Here is a 16580-nt window from a genome sequence, read left to right as displayed (position 1 = left end):
TATGGCTACGTGCTGGTCAAGCTTCTATGGTTACTCGTCTTGAGAAAGCATTCGCAGACCTAAACGCAGTAGACGTACTATAATTTAGTCTCTACTCTGTTACAGAAAGACCCGCTCATTGAGCGGGTTTTTTTATATCTGATACTTAGCTCGTTAATCACTATGTAATGGCGTAAAATTTCTGGCGTAATGTAAAACCTTTGCGTAATCTGTAACAAGCCGATATCAGAGTTTTCTGATAAACCTTTGTTTTTAATCTCTTTGCAAAAACATGACTTTGAGAATGGCAAAAAATGAGATATCGTGCCAAAAAAATGACATTGCTTCAGTGAATGGATAAGCGAGTCAAGGTTAATTAGTAATAGAAAGCAGTTTGGTTCATAGAACCATTACATTTTTAGAGGATACAAATATGGCAAGTGAATCAACGGGAATTGAAACTCCCCTAGTTGACGGATTAAGCCACGCGGAAAAATGGTTAACGGCGAACTCTGATCTTTTAGTTCAGTATGGTATAAACATTATTTCTGCTGTTCTAATCTTATTCATCGGTAACATTATTGTTAAAGCGGTAGCAAATAGCGTTGCTAAGGTTTTAGACAAGAAAAATATGGATAAGGCGGTTGTTGAGTTTATTCACGGCCTTGTTCGTTACTTGCTATTCGTTATTGTATTGATCGCGGCGTTGGGTCGTCTGGGTGTTCAAACGGCGTCTGTGGTTGCTGTTATCGGTGCGGCAGGTCTTGCTGTTGGTCTTGCTCTTCAAGGATCACTTTCAAACTTTGCTGCTGGCGTATTGATTGTAGCATTCCGTCCGTTCAAATCTGGCGATTACGTCGAAATTGGTGGTGTTGCTGGTAGCGTGGAAGCCATTCAAATCTTCCAGACTGTACTAAAAACACCAGACAACAAAATGGTTGTAGTACCAAACTCTTCTGTTATTGGCGGCGCGATTACTAACTATTCACGTCACGAAACACGCCGTGTGGATTTGGTGATTGGAGTGTCATACAGCGCCGATCTAAAACAAACTAAGCAAGTGATCCGTGAAACTCTAGAAAAAGATGAGCGTATTTTGAAGAACCCTGATATCCAAATTGGTGTTCTAGCTCTTGCAGATTCATCTGTTAACTTCGTTGTCCGTCCTTGGTGTAAGACGTCTGATTACTGGGACGTATACTTTGACTCGACTCAAGCAATTAAAGAAGCGCTTGATGCGGCAGGTATCGAAATTCCATTCCCACAAATGGATGTTCACCTAAACAAAGTAGACGCTTAATTCAAAGCTCTCAAGCTTAAAAGCGAGGCATTTAGCCTCGCTTTTTTGTTAAGTAGAGAGTTCAAAGACTCTATTCTCGATGTGGTCTAGAAGGCGCTTCAGATAGCTACCGGAGAAACCAATGGTGAACTCTGGTTTGGCTGGGGTATAAAGCAGCTCTTCTGTTTGATAAAGCCCAGTATCCACTATTATGGGGATCTCTGCAGGAATACCAAATGGACAGACAGCACCTGGCACGCAGCCCAGTTGTTCAGTCATCTCTTGATCTCCACATACAGACGGTCTTTTTCCTAGTAGAGACTTAATCAACTTGCCATCGAGTCTGTTATCTTTTTCTGTTAGGTACAGAGCATATCCTCCTCCCTTCAATTTGAGAAACAAACTCTTACTGTGGGTACCTGTCCAGCCAAGTCGCTTGGCGACGAGAATATCTGTCGCGAAGTCCAAAATTGGCTCATGTTGCCATTGGGTGAACTGAATATCGAGCTGCGTCAGCAAGTCGATGTTATATCGATAAAGTTGCTCGAGGGTTTCCATTATATATTCCTTTATGCGAATAGCTCTGATAGCAAAATAGAGGCGATGCTAAACATCATTAGCGCTACAGCTAGGTCTATTCCTTTTCTGACTTTTGGTCGCGATAGCGTAGGGGCCAATTTTGCTGCACCCAGAGATAGGGAGTAGAACCAGACAAATGAAGCGAGAATAGTACCTAATGCAAAGGCAATTCGATCATCACCAGTGAACTGGCCGCCGATTGATCCCAGAATCACTACTGTATCTAAATATAAGTGCGGGTTTAATACTGTGACGGCAAGCGCACCTGCGATGACTGCTTTGCGCCCTCGTGAACTCACTTCACTAGCATGCTTGAGGAGTGAGTCATGACGAAATGCGCTTCGTAGTGATATCACGCCATAGGTGATAAGAAAGGCAATGCCGCCAATAGTGACGCAGGTAAGCAAAAGGGTATTTTGAGCCAATAGAGCGCCGCCACCAAAGATGCCCAAAGAGATAAACAGCGTATCGAGCAGACTGCATATTGTTGCTGTAGTGATATGGTGCTGTCGCTTAATTCCTTGGTTTAATACAAAAGCATTTTGTGCACCGATCGGTATGATCATACTGGCGCCTAGCCCAAACCCTTGTAAAACTAGCCAGATATTCACGTCTACTTCTCCAAATGTAGGTTAATTCAGTAAGGTAGAAGCAAGATATTCAAAGTGGGAAAATAAGTGAAATTAATGATTTTAATGTAATATTAATCTTTCTAATAATAATCTAGTTTGGGTTTGATAGGTAAGGGAAGCATGAGAGGGTTAGACTATAAGTGGATCGAAGCACTGGAGTCCGTGATTAGCCAAGGGAGTTTTGAACGAGCGGCAAGCGAGCTATGTATCTCTCAATCCGCCGTGTCTCAGCGTATCAAGCAATTGGAAAAATTTCTTGCCAAACCCGTCCTGATCCGAGAAAAGCCGCTGCGGTTAACTGTGACTGGCAAGCAGTTAATGGGGTTTTACCATCGCGTCCAACTGCTTGAGCGTGAAGTTTTGCCTGAACTCACTAACAGTGAAAGCGAACGACCTATTCAAGTATCTATAGCGACCAATGCCGATAGTCTAGCGACTTGGCTTCTTCCTGCTCTGACACCAATCATGAAACAAAAGAAAGTCGAGTTTAACTTATCTGTCGACCTTGAAGATCGTACGTTAGATAAATTAAGAAAAGGCGAGGTGACTGGCGCGATCAGTTGGGAAGCTGCTTCGCTATTGGGGTGTGAAAGTCGATACTTGGGGCGAATGGATTATGTATGCGTGGCAAACGCTGAATTTGCTGATCGCTATTTTGCTAAAGGGGTTACCCGTGAAGCGTTGAAGCTGGCGCCAGCTGTTTCTTATGATCAATACGATAGAATGCACCATCTGTTTCTAAAACAGCACTTCAATCTTTCCCCTGAGGCGGTTGTTCATCACCATGTCGCGAGCTCGGAAGCGTTTGTGAACCTTGCCTTGTTAGGTGTGGCTTACTGCTTAATCCCAAGATTGCAAATTGCTCAAGAGTTGGCCGATGGACGGTTGGTGGATCTTATGCCTGGTTTTCAATTGAGTTTCCAAATGTATTGGCACCATTGGCAGTTAGAGACAGGAATCTTACAACAGGTAACTCAAGCAATCGTAGAATATAGTCACGAGAAGTTGCCAAAGTAGGTTGAGTAAATTCTTTGTCAGGACAGCTCCGAATGCTTGGTCAAAGTTAGTTCGTTACCTATGATGTATGCAGTTAATCCGATAGGGTGATTTAGTATGAAAGCATTTCCATCTGTTCTTGCGGCATTGTCATTAACTACTCTGAGTTTTGGCGCATTGGCTAATACGCCAGATTTCCCTCATCTCGTCACAACCGGGTATGGTGAAGTTGTTGCTAAGCCGGATATGGCGCAATTTACGGTGAGAGTCGTTGAAACAACCATGACGGCAGAGCAATCAAAGCAATCGGTCGATAAAGTCGTCTCCGACTTTCTGACAGCGTTAAAAGCGCAAGGTGTTCAAGGCGATAGCATTACTAGTTCAAATCTCTATATTTCTCCGCAATATCACTACCCTAAGAAAGGTAAGCCAGAGCTGGTTGGTTATCGCGCAAGTCGTACAGTGAATGTTACGGTTAATGAGCTCGACAAACTCAATCGATATTTAGATACCGCGCTTAATGCGGGAATCAACCAAGTCGATAATATCCAACTTAAGGTAAAAGAGCCGGCAAAATATCAAGATCAGGCTCGAATGGCTGCGATAAAAGATGCTAACAATAAAGCTGACTTTCTTGCTGAGGGGTTTGATAAAGAACTTAAAGGTGTGTGGCGCATCGACTACAACATGCCAAGTTCTCAGCCTGTGTTAATGCGCTCAATGGCGATGGATTCGAAAGCAGAATCGAATACTTATCAAGATTCGACCATTGTTATTCGTGATCGCGTGGATGTAATTTACCGATTAGATTAATAGCTATTAATATAATTGTTATGAATTATTCGTCTAATCCTTAATCCATTGTAAGGTAAGTGGTATACTAATCAGCCAAAGGATTAGGAGTAGTTAAAAAATGCGTCATAAATATGTATTTTCGTATTTATTAGCAACTACTCTCTTCTTTATGTTGATAGTAACCACTTACTACTTTCAGCGCTTTCATCAGCTAAAAGAGCAGATGATCAGCCAAACGGCTAAGCAAGCTGTGCATCAGTTGGCTTATAGCGAGCGCGAATATCTTTCTTTTCACAGTCAATTTCTTTCAATTATTGAACTGCTTTCCCATAGTCGAAACCTATATGACTATGTCCAATCTCCAACGGTAGAAAACAAGAGAGTTATCGAGGAAGTATGGCAATCTGTCGCGTTGAACCAGCGTTGGTATACGCAGATTCGCTATATAAATTTGCAAGGAGTAGAACAGCTCCAGGTGAATTATCGATACAGTGACAATCGAGTTAGCCTGCCTGACACTCTAAGTAATGTGTCCCATACGTCGTATTTTCAGCAAGCGGCAGCATTACCTGAGAATCAAGTCGGAGCTTCCAGTATCGATTTAGAGCGCGAGAATGGAGAGTTGGTGATCCCATATCAGCCAACCTTAAGACTCTTTACTCCTGTGTTTGTTGAAGGCGTTAAAACGGGTTATTTGGTCGTTAATATTGATGTCTGGTATTTGGCCTCCCGACTAAGCTATTCCCCAGATGAGATCTTTAGTCCTGAGTTAGTGGGAGAGAGCGGTTTTTATCTTGCGAGTGAAAATCAAAGTAAATTGTTTGGCGATTTAATTGAAAGTCGAAAACAATACAATGTGCCCGCTTCATTCCCTATCACCTGGAGCAGCGTCCAACGTGAGCAGTTTGGGTACCTACTTGAAAATGGTTATTTAACGGCATTTAACGAGATTTCTTGGTCTCCACAACAACGTCTTTACTTAGTGATTCAGGTTAGCCCTGAGCAACTTGATGCGTTAACCGAGCGAGATGTTTCTGATTTAGTTCAACAAGCATCATTAGTGATACTGCTGATGTTGGCATTCGTGGTACCGGCAACTTGGTTAGTTATTCACTATCGTAAGCGCAGTATTGAAAGCCAACTTGCCCGCGCAGCACTTAGTGGCATGTCTGCGGTGATCATTTCAGATCGAAACCATCGGGCCATAATGGTCAATGACGAGTTTGTCGATCTAACTGGTGTGACTCAAAGTGAAATCAGCTCCAAGAACAGCTTAGTCAAGTTACTTGGAGAGGCTCAGCTTGACTTACTTCTTGAGATATTTGAACAAGTCGCTAATGCGCATTATTGGCAAGGAGAGGTTGCTTTCGCAAAACCTGATTCTGAAGAATCGGTTACAGCAATCTTGCGGATTCAAAGTGTGCTGGCCAAGTCTGGGCGTGTTAGCTATTACATCAGCTCCTTCGTAGACATCTCAGAGCGAAAAAAGCTCGAGGAAAGGTTACGAGTATTAAGTGAAAAAGATGAACTTACTCAACTATGGAATCGAAGAAAGTTTGAATCAGAGTTACGAAATCATGCGAAGCTGTTAGAGCGTTATGCTGATCAAACCACCTGTTTATCCTTATTAGATATTGACCATTTCAAACGAGTGAATGATCAACAAGGGCATGATGAAGGAGATAGGGTCATCAAAAGGGTGGGCGCTATTTTGCAAGACACCTTGCGAGATACGGACTTTATTGCTCGTATTGGAGGGGAAGAGTTTGCGGTGATCTTACCTCATACGAGTCTAGCCGAAGCGGAGCTTGCCATTAATAGGTTGCGAGTAGCTGTTGAGCTGGCATCAGATCTTTCCGTCACAATCAGTGCGGGAATAACAGATTTGCTTTCTGATAGAACCCGTAGCTATAAGTGCGCAGATATCGCTCTGTATGAGTCAAAAACACTGGGTAGAAACCAAGTTTCAATTTGTCATTCGACGGATGAGGTTGCATAAAAAATCGAGCTTAAACGCTCGATTTTTTTACATCTTGACGAGTTAGGCTGCCTGTTCAATAACGCCTTGAATATTCATCATCGAACGGCTTAGGTGCTTCTCAAACATCTCAGTGGCTTTGTCTGTATCTTTCGCAAGCACAAGCTTCATTATGTGTTCATATTCGTCAAGGTCGAGAACACTGATGTCCAAACCATTTGCTAAAGCATAGTAACGGTAGCGTTTCACCTGATTAATCAAATCATTGAAGAAGTTGAACATTTGCTTTGATTTCGCACCTTCAAGTAGCGATACATGGAATTGATGCTGACGCTCTTCCCATTCAGTCCAATCGAAGCGCTCTTGAGAGTTTTTGATGCGAGATAATTTATGGAATGAAGTCAGTACTTCAAGCTCCCAACTTTCATCGCCAGACTCAATCGCTTGTTTTAACAGTGCCGCCGCCACAAAGCGCAAGCTCTGATATAGGTCAGTGAGCTCATCAAGTGTGACTGAAGCAACCCAGCAACCTTTTTGAGGTTCAAGGTTGACATAATTGGTCCAAGATAATTGAACTAGAGCTTCACGGATAGGAGATGCCCCAACGTTGTATTTAGCTTTTAGTTCTGCAACTACAAGCTTTTGTCCTGGCTTAAGTTCGCCATTCAGGATATCCAGATAAATCATTTTTGCGACTTTATCTGTCAATGTTGGGCTAGACACAATCTGCTCCTCACTCACTCAAAATGCTGTTATATAAAACTAATTGAATTTTAACGGTACGAAATACCGAGGTAGTTGTTTGATAATACAGCGTACTGAATATGGGAGCAAGTGGAATATATAAAAAAAAGAGAGCCGAAGCCCTCTTTTTATCAAATGGTGAGAAAGTACTTAAATTCTTATAGAACGTGTACTGAAGCTGTGTTCGTTGTACCTGAAGCTACTAGAGCGCCAGAAACCATAACAACGATGTCGCCTTTGTTACCAAGACCAGATTCTAGAGCGATTTCTTTACCCGCTACGTAGAATGCGTCAGTGCTTTCGATTGCCTCAACAACAACTGGTGTAACACCTTTAGTAAGAACTAGCTGTGCAGCTGTCTTAGTGTTAGTTGTTAGAGCGATGATGTTCGCAGTTGGGAAGTACTTACGTACTGAACGTGCAGACTTACCACCTTCAGTTGCAACAACGATAAGTGGAGCAGCTAGTTTCTCAGCTGTGTCTACTGCGCCTTTACATACTGCTTCAGTGATGCGTAGACGTGGGCTGTCTAGACGAGAACCTAGCTCAGCTTTAAGAGCAGAATCAGTACGGTTCGCGATTTGAGCCATGATAGTAACAGCTTCAACTGGGTACTTACCTTTAGCAGTTTCGCCAGAAAGCATTACTGCGTCAGTACCATCCATGATTGCGTTCGCAACGTCACCCGCTTCTGCACGAGTTGGACGTGGGTTGTTGATCATAGAATCAAGCATTTGAGTTGCTGTGATAACCATCTTACGTGCACGGTTACACTTCTCGATCATCATCTTCTGAGCGAAGATTACTTCTTCAGCTGGGATTTCAACACCTAGGTCACCACGAGCAACCATGATACCGTCAGAAAGCTCTAGGATCTCGTCGAAGTTATCAACACCTTCTTGGTTTTCGATCTTAGAGATGATGTGGATGTTCTCGCCGCCGTTTGCAGCAAGTACTTCACGGATTTCTTGAACGTCAGAAGCTTTACGGATGAAAGAAGCAGCTACGAAGTCAACGCCTTGCTCACAACCAAATTTAAGGTCGTTCTTATCTTTTTCAGATAGAGCTGGTAGGTTTACAGAAACGCCAGGAAGGTTAACACCTTTGTTCTCGCCTAGTGCACCGTTGTTAAGAACTTTACACTTAACTTCAGTTTCAGAAGTTGCGATAACTTCCATTTCGATTAGACCGTCGTCTACTAGGATAGTGTTACCAACGTTTAGGTCAGCAGCAAAGCCAGCGTAAGTTACTGCAACTTTGTCTTTGTTACCAACAACAGTTGTGTCAGTAGTAAAAGTAAACTCTTGACCTGCTACTAGATCAACGTCGTCGCCGTTTTCTAGTTTGATCGTACGGATTTCAGGACCTTTAGTGTCTAGAAGGATCGCTAGCTGCTTACCAGACTCTTCCATAACTTTACGGAAGTTCGCGATACGAGTGCCGTGCTCTTCGTAGTCACCGTGAGAGAAGTTCAGGCGCATTACGTTCATGCCTGCGTTTACTAGTTCAGTTAGCTTCTCTACAGATTCAGTTTTAGGGCCAATCGTACATACGATTTTGGTCTTTTTCATGGAAGATACTCTCCGGTCGATATATTTACAATTTGAAAGTTGGTTATTGGTCTGAAGCAAGGGTTACATTTAGGCATTTAGTGCCTGCCAACTTATAAATGTAGCCGATAATTTCATGGGCTCCAGAACTGAAAGTCTTTCATAAGTTTAGTCATTTTATGACCAACTTGATGCTCAATTAATCCGCATTTATGTGACTAACCTAGGATATAGCCAGTAAGTTGCAAAAAAATAACGGTCAATTCTGTAATTTTTTTTCTTTTAGGTGGCGCATTCTACCACCGAATGATTTCAATATCACTGCTTAAGAATTGTCTTAGGACAAGGTTTCTTCGCTATTTATTAATTTTTTGGATCGAAATAAATGGACTTAAAAGTTTCGACTTGACTATAATTTCTTTCACTTCGAAACTTTAAAGTAATTAATAAATGTCGAAACGAAACACACAGCTAAGAAGACACGCTATTTCCAATCTGGTTAATGAGAGAGGCGAAGTCAGTGTCGAGGAATTATCTGTTCAGTTTTCTACTTCTGAAGTCACAATTAGAAAGGATTTGGCTTCATTGGAAAAAAATGGCCAGCTTCTTCGTCGCTATGGTGGAGCAATAGCTTTGCCAAAAGAGGTTATGAATGATGAGCTCAACCAGAATGTTTCGATTCGTAAGAATGAACTGGCAGAAGCGGCCGCTAAGTTGATCCGTGAACATAATCGCATAGTGATTGATAGCGGAAGTACCACTGGAGCGCTTATTAAGCAACTAGATGGCATGCGTGGTTTGGTGGTGATGACGAACTCTTTAACTGTAGCCAACGCGCTTAATGAACTTGAGAGTGAGCCGACATTGCTGATGACGGGTGGTACATGGGATGCCCACTCAGAGTCATTTCAAGGGCAAGTCGCTGAATCTGTTCTAAGATCATATGACTTTGATCAGCTTTTCATCGGTGCAGATGGTGTGGATCTTGAGCGCGGTACGACAACCTTCAATGAGTTAGTTGGGCTGAGTAAGGTCATGGCAGAAGTCTCTCGTGAGGTGATTGTTATGGTCGAATCCGAAAAGATTGGTCGCAAGATCCCCAACTTGGAGTTAGCTTGGGATTGTGTCGATATATTAATTACCAATAAAGATTTAGAGCTTGAATCTAAGCAAATCATTGAGTCGCACGGTACCAAAGTGATTTGCGCCTAATACGTTTTCAATAAATTGAAATAAACCTATCCGCTTTTGGCCTTTGCTTGCTGCCACTCGGAATCAGATAAATTGGAGTTAACATTATGTGTGGAATCGTCGGTGCAGTTGCACAACGAGATGTCGCAGAAATTTTAGTTGAGGGATTACGCCGCCTAGAGTACCGCGGGTATGATTCAGCGGGTGTCGCAGTTGTGGATACAGAATCAAACCTGACTCGTTTACGCCGCTTGGGTAAAGTACAAGAGCTCGCTGAAGCAGTGGATTCGGCGCAAGTGGTTGGTGGTACAGGTATCGCTCATACTCGCTGGGCAACTCATGGCGAACCGTCAGAAGTAAACGCTCACCCACACATGTCTGGGGATATCGCAGTCGTTCACAACGGCATTATCGAAAACCATGAAGAGCTGCGTGAGCTGCTGCAATCACGCGGTTACGTATTCGAGTCCCAAACAGATACCGAAGTTATCGCTCATATGGTGGAGTGGGAGCTACGTACATCTGAAACCTTGCGCGAAGCGGTACAGAAAACCGCGAAACAATTAGAAGGCGCGTACGGCACAGTCGCCCTGGATCGTAAAGATCCTTCCCGCATCGTTGTTGCTCGTTCTGGTAGCCCAATTGTGATCGGTTTTGGTGTTGGTGAAAACTTCTTAGCATCAGATCAACTTGCATTGCTCAATGTTACTCGTCGCTTCATGTTCTTGGAAGAAGGTGATGTGGCTGAGATCACTCGTCGCGAAGTTACTGTTTTTGATGCGCAAGGTGAGCGTGTTGAGCGTGAGGTAAAAGAAACTGAAGTATCGCATGATGCTGGCGATAAAGGTGAATACCGTCACTACATGCTTAAAGAGATCTACGAGCAGCCAGTGGCACTTCAGCGCACATTGGAAGGTCGTTTATCTGCTGGTCAAGTGATTGCGTCAGCGTTTGGTGACAACGCTGAAGAACTATTGAGCCAAGTAAAACACGTGCAAATCATCGCTTGTGGTACGAGTTACCACGCAGGTTTAGTGGCTCGCTACTGGCTGGAAGAGTGGGCTGGTGTGTCGTGTAATGTTGAAATTGCTTCTGAGTTTCGCTACCGCAAATCCCATGTTTTTGACAACTCATTATTGGTTACCATTTCTCAATCAGGTGAAACGGCTGATACGTTAGCGGCGCTTCGTTTGGCGAAAGAGATGGGGTACATGGCTAGCTTAACAATCTGTAACGTACCAGGCTCTTCACTTGTACGTGAATCGGATATGGCCTACATGATGAAAGCGGGTGCTGAGATTGGTGTGGCGTCGACCAAAGCGTTCACGGTGCAACTAGCAGGTCTTCTAATGTTGGCGGGAGCCATTGGTCATCACAACACACTAAGTGCGGAGAAAGAAGCGCAGTTAGTGTCAGCTTTGCAATCATTACCAGCTAAGCTTGAGCAAACTTTAGCGATGGCGGAGTCGATCGAAGCGCTAGCCGAAGATTTTGCTGACAAACATCACTCGCTATTCTTAGGTCGAGGTGAGCAGTCTGCTATCGCGATGGAAGGTGCTCTTAAGCTAAAAGAAATCTCGTACATTCATGCAGAAGCGTATGCGGCAGGTGAGTTGAAGCATGGTCCGCTTGCTCTGATTGATGCTGAGATGCCCGTGATTGTTGTTGCACCAAACAACGAGTTACTTGAGAAACTGAAATCAAATGTTGAGGAAGTTCGAGCTCGTGGCGGTTTGATGTACGTATTTGCAGATGCAAATGCTTCATTTGAAAGCGATGAAACGATGAAGGTACTGAGTGTCCCTCATTGTGATGAGTTTATTGCGCCAATTGTTTACACGCTGCCTTTACAGTTACTTTCATACTATGTGGCTTTGATTAAGGGGACAGATGTCGATCAACCCCGCAACCTTGCTAAGTCAGTGACCGTAGAATAACTCCCAAAAAGGCCAGTCGTTAAAGTCTGGCCTTTTTATTTACACTCACCAGTTTAAGGTGTAGCAGCGCGAGATAATGATAAAGCCAGCATTAAGCTGGCTTTATATAAGGAGAATCAATCATTGACTCTCTAAGTATGCTTTTGAAGAAATATCGGTCCAAGCACGTACTTTGGTGAGATATTGCTTTTGCGATTCAATAATCTCTTTAGCGAGAGCGTCACTGTTTGCTTGCTCTTCGAGTAACTCAGCGGTCGCTGTTTGCATCGCTTTAAGTACTTCAGGCGGGAAGTCACGAACTTTGATATTTGGGTATTCAGCGCTCATGGTTGCCCAGCTATTTGCGTTGGCATCGACGGCCTGAGTGTACATATCGAATGCGGAGACTCGAAACGCCGTTTCTAAGATCGTTTGCAGATCTTTTGGTAGTGAGTCCCATTTCTTTTTGTTTACTAGGAATTGGGTTTCTGAACCAGGCTCATGCCAAGCGGTATAGTAGTACGGAGCGATTTTTTGAAAGCCCATACGTAAATCAAATGCAGGCCCAACCCACTCTAGTGCGTCAATCGTGCCGCGCTCCAAAGAGGTATACAATTCACCAGGGGCGATGTTTGTTGGAGCCGCCCCCACTTTTGCCATCACTTCGCCCGCAAATCCTGGAATGCGGATTTTTAATCCTTTTAGATCGTCGACAGAATTGATCTCCTTCTTAAACCAACCACCCATCTGAATGTCTGAGTTTCCACCTGGAAAGGAGAGTAGATTATGTGGTGCGTACACTTTCTCCATCAGTTCCATACCGCCGCCACGATAAAACCAAGCGTATTGTTCAGTAGAAATCATGCCAAACGGCATGGAGGAAAAATATAAAGTATTCGGGACCTTGCCTTTCCAATAGTAGGAGCTTGAGTGGCCTAAATCGTATTGTCCTGATTTAACCATATCAAATATGCCCAGTGGCGCTTTATGTTTATTAGCTGAATCAATCCGAATTTGAAGTCTACCGTTGGACATTTCTTCAGCCAGCTTTGCCATATTTTTTGTGGCATCTCCAAGGATTGGAGTATTGGGGCCCCAAGTCTCGGCTAGTTTTAGACGGTACACTTTTTCCGCAGCAGATGAAAAAGAGGTAAGTGCGAGCGTTAGTGATAACGCGCTGAAAACAGCAGTACGCAATGAACGTTTATTTGGCAGCATGACCTTACGACTTCCTTATTGTTGTGTTTGTCATCGCTTGTTAGCTTTTCTCTTGATGAATTTTTCGTCAATCAAATTTTATTCTACGATTGAATTAAGTATTGAAAGAAGGCGCTGTTAAGGTTGATTGATTTGGTAGGAATGAATAGTAGATGATCTCGACTGCACCATATCTGTGCAAATTAAGGATCTTCATAAGAACAATATTTTGATAGCAAAAGTGCTGCATATATCACGCAGCACTAATCGAACCGATGTTAGGGAGTTAGTCCTGGTGATAATCGAGATATTGCTGTGCCTGGTTCATCCCCATATAACGCGATAACGTTTTTGGCTGAACCTGTCTTAGATCGACGACAATCAATCCATCGAGTGCGTTATTGAACTTCGGATCAACATTGAAGGCGATTAACTTACCACTGAGCGCTAGGTATTGACGCAGCAGTACCGGAACTCCTTTTCCATCATCAATGCGAGCTAATAAACGCGAGAGTAGCTGCATATCTCCGAGGGCTGCAAGCATACTGGTATTCCACAGCGAAGGCTCTTTCGGCAACGGATTCAATGGTGAGACATGCTCGGCCTTGTCTTGATCATAATGATGTAAGGTCATGGTTTCTGCGAGGAGCAGTCTGGCTTGCTGACTGTAGTCGTTACTGATACTAACGGGCCCAAATAAGTGAGTGTAGTCGGGGTTGTGGGAAACAAAGGTCGCTATGCCTTTCCATAGTAGTAAAAGTGCCCCCATGCTTTTTTGATAGCGTTGATCGATGACAGAGCGTCCCATTTCTATCGACTTACCCATACTCTCTATAAAAGGACGATCGTAATGAAACAAAGTTCTTGAGTATAAGCTGTTTATGTCTCCTTTCTCGATCAGTTCGTCGACCAAGCCAAGACGGTAAGCTCCCACTAGGCATTGCTCATCGTTATCCCAAATAAATAAGTGGTAGTAACTTTGATCAAATTGGTCGATATCCAGTTCGAGTCCAGTCCCTTCACCTACATGGCGAAAGTTAATTTCTCTTAGCCTTCCGATCTCATGCAATATTGATGGGATAGACTCTGATCGAGTACAGAACACATCAAAAGGTCCGCTAGATAACAGTTTGTCTTTTTTGGGGAGCGAATGTAGATCGGTGAGCATATCTGCCAGTGGAAGAGGATCCGCTATCGGTAACGGTTTAGACGAACAAGCATCTTTTGCGGGTAAACTTTTTCTAGGGTTCAGTAGGTAGGTATTTAAGCGAAGGTAACTGACTATTTGGCTATCGGACAATGTGGCTATTTCTACCATTTTTACCGGAGAGCCTATTGATAGTTTTACAGGGTCATTTGCCTTGTTGAGTAACTCCCTTCCCAACATTAGAGTTCGAAGTAGGGGGTGAATCTTACCTGCTAAGTAAAAGCTTCTAGAATTCTGGCCATTGATAAAGATAGGGATGGTGGTCGCTTTTGCTTTTTTAATTAAGCTGCTTACAGATCGGCTCCATTCTTTATCCTCAATGCGTTGACTCTTGCTATCTATCAACTGAGATACTTCCCCAGCAGGAAACAACAGTAATACTCCGCCTTGACCTAAATGTGTATGAGCTTGACGAAGTGCTTTTAAGTTAGCAGATCTCGCTTCGCTGCTTTCAAAGACATCGACGCCGATGAATAACTCATCTAATTCAGGTACGGCCTTAAGATATTGGTTTGCAAAGATCTTGATGTCACTTCTTTGCTGCAACAGTAGCTCAGCCAGGATCACTCCTTCTACACAGCCTAGAGGGTGATTAGCAACAACGACTGTCGGTCCTGACGTCGGTATGCTCTCGAGGGATCCTTTTACAATCTGGTAGTCGATCCCTAGGATCTCTAAAGTAAATCTGAGAAAAGTCGGCGTGTCGCAGTTAGTTGGTCTTTGGGCGTAGTATTGGTCTAGTTGACTTAGGCCTGTGGCCCATTCTGCTAGGTTTTCTCCTAGGCCAAAAGGAGTTCTTCGAGAAAGACGAAATGGGCTAGTAGTATGCATGGAAACCTCAATACTGGGAGTATTGTTTGAGGTTAGATATGAGATATTGCAAAAGCAGGTCAATTAGATATAAGAGTGATGATGCTTATATGAAACTTCTATTACATTGAAAGAAGCTCCGAGCTAAGTGATAAGCGGAGATGTAATAATGATTATTTAATCACTCTAAAAAATATATTGCTCACAAAATATACTAATTTTGCATCTAAGAGTAAGTTTTGTTGCTAATTTAGACAGTGCGGGGTAAGCAGGCATTATTGCTGAAAACAGATGAGCGCTAGACTCATAAGTGATAATACAAGCGCCAATTTACCTTCGACTTGCTGAGCTGGAATACTTCACCTTTACTATTGTTTAGATGAAGAAACGGGAACCTAATGGTTCCCGTTGTTGTGTGCAAAGGTACTAGTTACTTAGAGCGATGAACGGCCATGTGGGCCAGAGTAATCAATGCGTCTTTGTATTCAGACTCTTCCAAAACATCAAGCTCTGCAATCGCTTTGTCGGCTTCTTCATAAGCTTTCTGCTGCGTATATTCTAAAGAGCCTGTTTCATTCATAGCGGCGAGGATGTCGTTAAGCTTCTCCATGCCGTTGGCTTTTTCAATGGCTTCACGGATCATTGCCGCCTGGGCTTCATTACCGTTTTGCATAGCATAGAGCAGAGGCAGCGTCGGTTTGCCTTCTGCTAGGTCATCGCCAACGTTTTTACCCATTTCGTCGCCATCTGATGTGTAATCCATCACATCGTCGATCAATTGGAATGCTGTGCCTAAATACTTACCATAATTCTGGAGTGCGAGTTCAACCTCAGCGGGAGCGTCATTTAAAATAGCCCCGATCTGCGTGGCAGCTTCAAACAAGCGTGCTGTTTTAGAGTAGATGACCTGCATGTAACTTTCTTCCGTGGTATCCGGATCGTTGCAGTTCATTAGTTGTTGAACTTCGCCTTCTGCAATAACGTTTACTGCGTCACTCATTAGCTTAAGGATCTTCATTGATCCTAGCTCTGTCATCATCTGAAAGGAGCGAGTATAGATAAAGTCACCAACGAGGACGCTGGCAGCATTACCAAATGCAGCATTTGCGGTTGCTTTACCGCGACGCATGTCGGATTCATCAACCACATCGTCGTGCAGCAAAGTTGCTGTATGAATAAACTCTATGAAGGCTGCCGCCGTCGTATGAGCGGTTCCTTGATAACCCAAAGCGCGAGCAGACAATACTGCTAACAATGGACGTATGCGCTTACCACCACCACTAATGATGTAAAAACCTAATTGGTTGATTAAAGATACGTCTGAGTTGAGTTGGGCGTGAATTGTTTCATTCACTTTTGCCATGTCATCGGCAGTTAGCGCTTGGATAGCTTTAAAATCCATGGTAAATCCGGCTGAAGTTAGAACTTGTAAGGTCTTCTTATCTGCTTTAATCGCTGAATAATACACTAAAAAACGTTGATTAATACATGCTTAAAGGGCATGATTGCCGCACTTTTAATTGGCGAACAGCTTTTCGCCAATTTTTTCAAAATATGGCTTGTCATAGGGAGATCTCTTCTGTAGAATCTGCGCCCTATTGATGATTAGTTTAGCGCACACCCAAGATGCTCATTTAATATGCATATGGCTGTGCGGAAAAAGCGGAGTAAGATATGTACGCTGTTTTCCAATCTGGTGGTAAACAACACCGTGTAAGCGAAGGTCA

13 protein-coding genes are annotated in these 16580 nt (G+C 43.4%); 6 read left to right on the top strand and 7 right to left on the bottom strand.

Features of this window, described 5'->3' with window-relative positions; genetic code table 11:
- Positions 1-412: 412 nt before the first annotated feature.
- Positions 413-1279, top strand: coding sequence for a small-conductance mechanosensitive channel MscS (gene mscS, locus AC4MRV_RS19515; protein ID WP_491188971.1), 867 nt, complete (start codon positions 413-415; stop codon positions 1277-1279).
- Positions 1280-1327: 48 nt separating this feature from the next.
- Here mscS and AC4MRV_RS19510 read toward each other — a convergent pair whose 3' ends face one another.
- Complete coding sequence (locus AC4MRV_RS19510) at positions 1328-1816, bottom strand: YbaK/EbsC family protein (RefSeq protein ID WP_491188970.1); 489 nt, start codon at positions 1814-1816, stop codon at positions 1328-1330.
- 11 nt (positions 1817-1827) lie between these two features.
- Entirely contained in the window at positions 1828-2448 is a 621-nt protein-coding gene (locus AC4MRV_RS19505; protein WP_491188969.1) for a LysE/ArgO family amino acid transporter, read from the bottom strand.
- A 141-nt stretch (positions 2449-2589) separates the two neighbouring features.
- Here AC4MRV_RS19505 and AC4MRV_RS19500 point away from each other — a divergent pair, with 141 nt between their 5' ends.
- From AC4MRV_RS19500 to AC4MRV_RS19490, 3 genes are all read left to right on the top strand, one after another.
- On the top strand, positions 2590-3486 hold the full coding sequence (locus tag AC4MRV_RS19500; RefSeq protein ID WP_491188968.1) for a LysR family transcriptional regulator ArgP: 897 nt from the start codon (positions 2590-2592) through the stop codon (positions 3484-3486).
- Positions 3487-3582: 96 nt separating this feature from the next.
- Positions 3583-4278 carry an oxidative stress defense protein gene (locus tag AC4MRV_RS19495; RefSeq protein ID WP_491188967.1) on the top strand — a complete coding sequence of 232 codons (696 nt, stop codon included), beginning with the start codon at positions 3583-3585 and terminating at the stop codon, positions 4276-4278.
- A gap of 100 nt (positions 4279-4378) precedes the next feature.
- Positions 4379-6259: a GGDEF domain-containing protein gene (locus AC4MRV_RS19490; protein ID WP_491188966.1), complete on the top strand. Its 1881-nt coding sequence runs from the start codon at positions 4379-4381 to the stop codon at positions 6257-6259.
- A gap of 42 nt (positions 6260-6301) precedes the next feature.
- Here AC4MRV_RS19490 and AC4MRV_RS19485 read toward each other — a convergent pair whose 3' ends face one another.
- Both AC4MRV_RS19485 and pykF read right to left on the bottom strand, forming a co-directional pair.
- Complete coding sequence (locus AC4MRV_RS19485; RefSeq protein ID WP_491188972.1) at positions 6302-6925, bottom strand: GntR family transcriptional regulator; 624 nt, start codon at positions 6923-6925, stop codon at positions 6302-6304.
- A gap of 215 nt (positions 6926-7140) precedes the next feature.
- Complete coding sequence (gene pykF / locus AC4MRV_RS19480) at positions 7141-8553, bottom strand: pyruvate kinase PykF (protein WP_491188965.1); 1413 nt, start codon at positions 8551-8553, stop codon at positions 7141-7143.
- A gap of 429 nt (positions 8554-8982) precedes the next feature.
- Between pykF and AC4MRV_RS19475 the strand changes: the two genes are divergently transcribed.
- Positions 8983-9744, top strand: a complete 762-nt coding sequence (locus tag AC4MRV_RS19475; protein ID WP_491188964.1) for a DeoR/GlpR family DNA-binding transcription regulator — start codon at positions 8983-8985, stop codon at positions 9742-9744.
- Positions 9745-9830: 86 nt separating this feature from the next.
- Positions 9831-11660, top strand: coding sequence for a glutamine--fructose-6-phosphate transaminase (isomerizing) (gene glmS, locus AC4MRV_RS19470; protein ID WP_491188963.1), 1830 nt, complete (start codon positions 9831-9833; stop codon positions 11658-11660).
- A 120-nt stretch (positions 11661-11780) separates the two neighbouring features.
- Here the strand turns inward: glmS and AC4MRV_RS19465 are convergent, their stop codons facing one another.
- The 3 genes from AC4MRV_RS19465 to ispB form a co-directional block, all read right to left on the bottom strand.
- Positions 11781-12857 carry a TRAP transporter substrate-binding protein gene (locus tag AC4MRV_RS19465; RefSeq protein ID WP_491188962.1) on the bottom strand — a complete coding sequence of 359 codons (1077 nt, stop codon included), beginning with the start codon at positions 12855-12857 and terminating at the stop codon, positions 11781-11783.
- Between the two features lie 265 nt (positions 12858-13122).
- Positions 13123-14874: a bifunctional lysophospholipid acyltransferase family protein/GNAT family N-acetyltransferase gene (locus AC4MRV_RS19460; RefSeq protein ID WP_491188961.1), complete on the bottom strand. Its 1752-nt coding sequence runs from the start codon at positions 14872-14874 to the stop codon at positions 13123-13125.
- Between the two features lie 409 nt (positions 14875-15283).
- A complete protein-coding gene (gene ispB, locus AC4MRV_RS19455) occupies positions 15284-16255 on the bottom strand; it encodes an octaprenyl diphosphate synthase (protein WP_491188960.1) in 972 nt (323 codons plus the stop codon).
- Positions 16256-16580: the final 325 nt, after the last annotated feature.

It is taken from the genome of Vibrio sp., assembly GCF_984391705.1.
The sequence above is the reverse complement of the archived record's forward strand: the minus strand, read 5'-3'. Positions and strand labels throughout refer to the sequence as shown.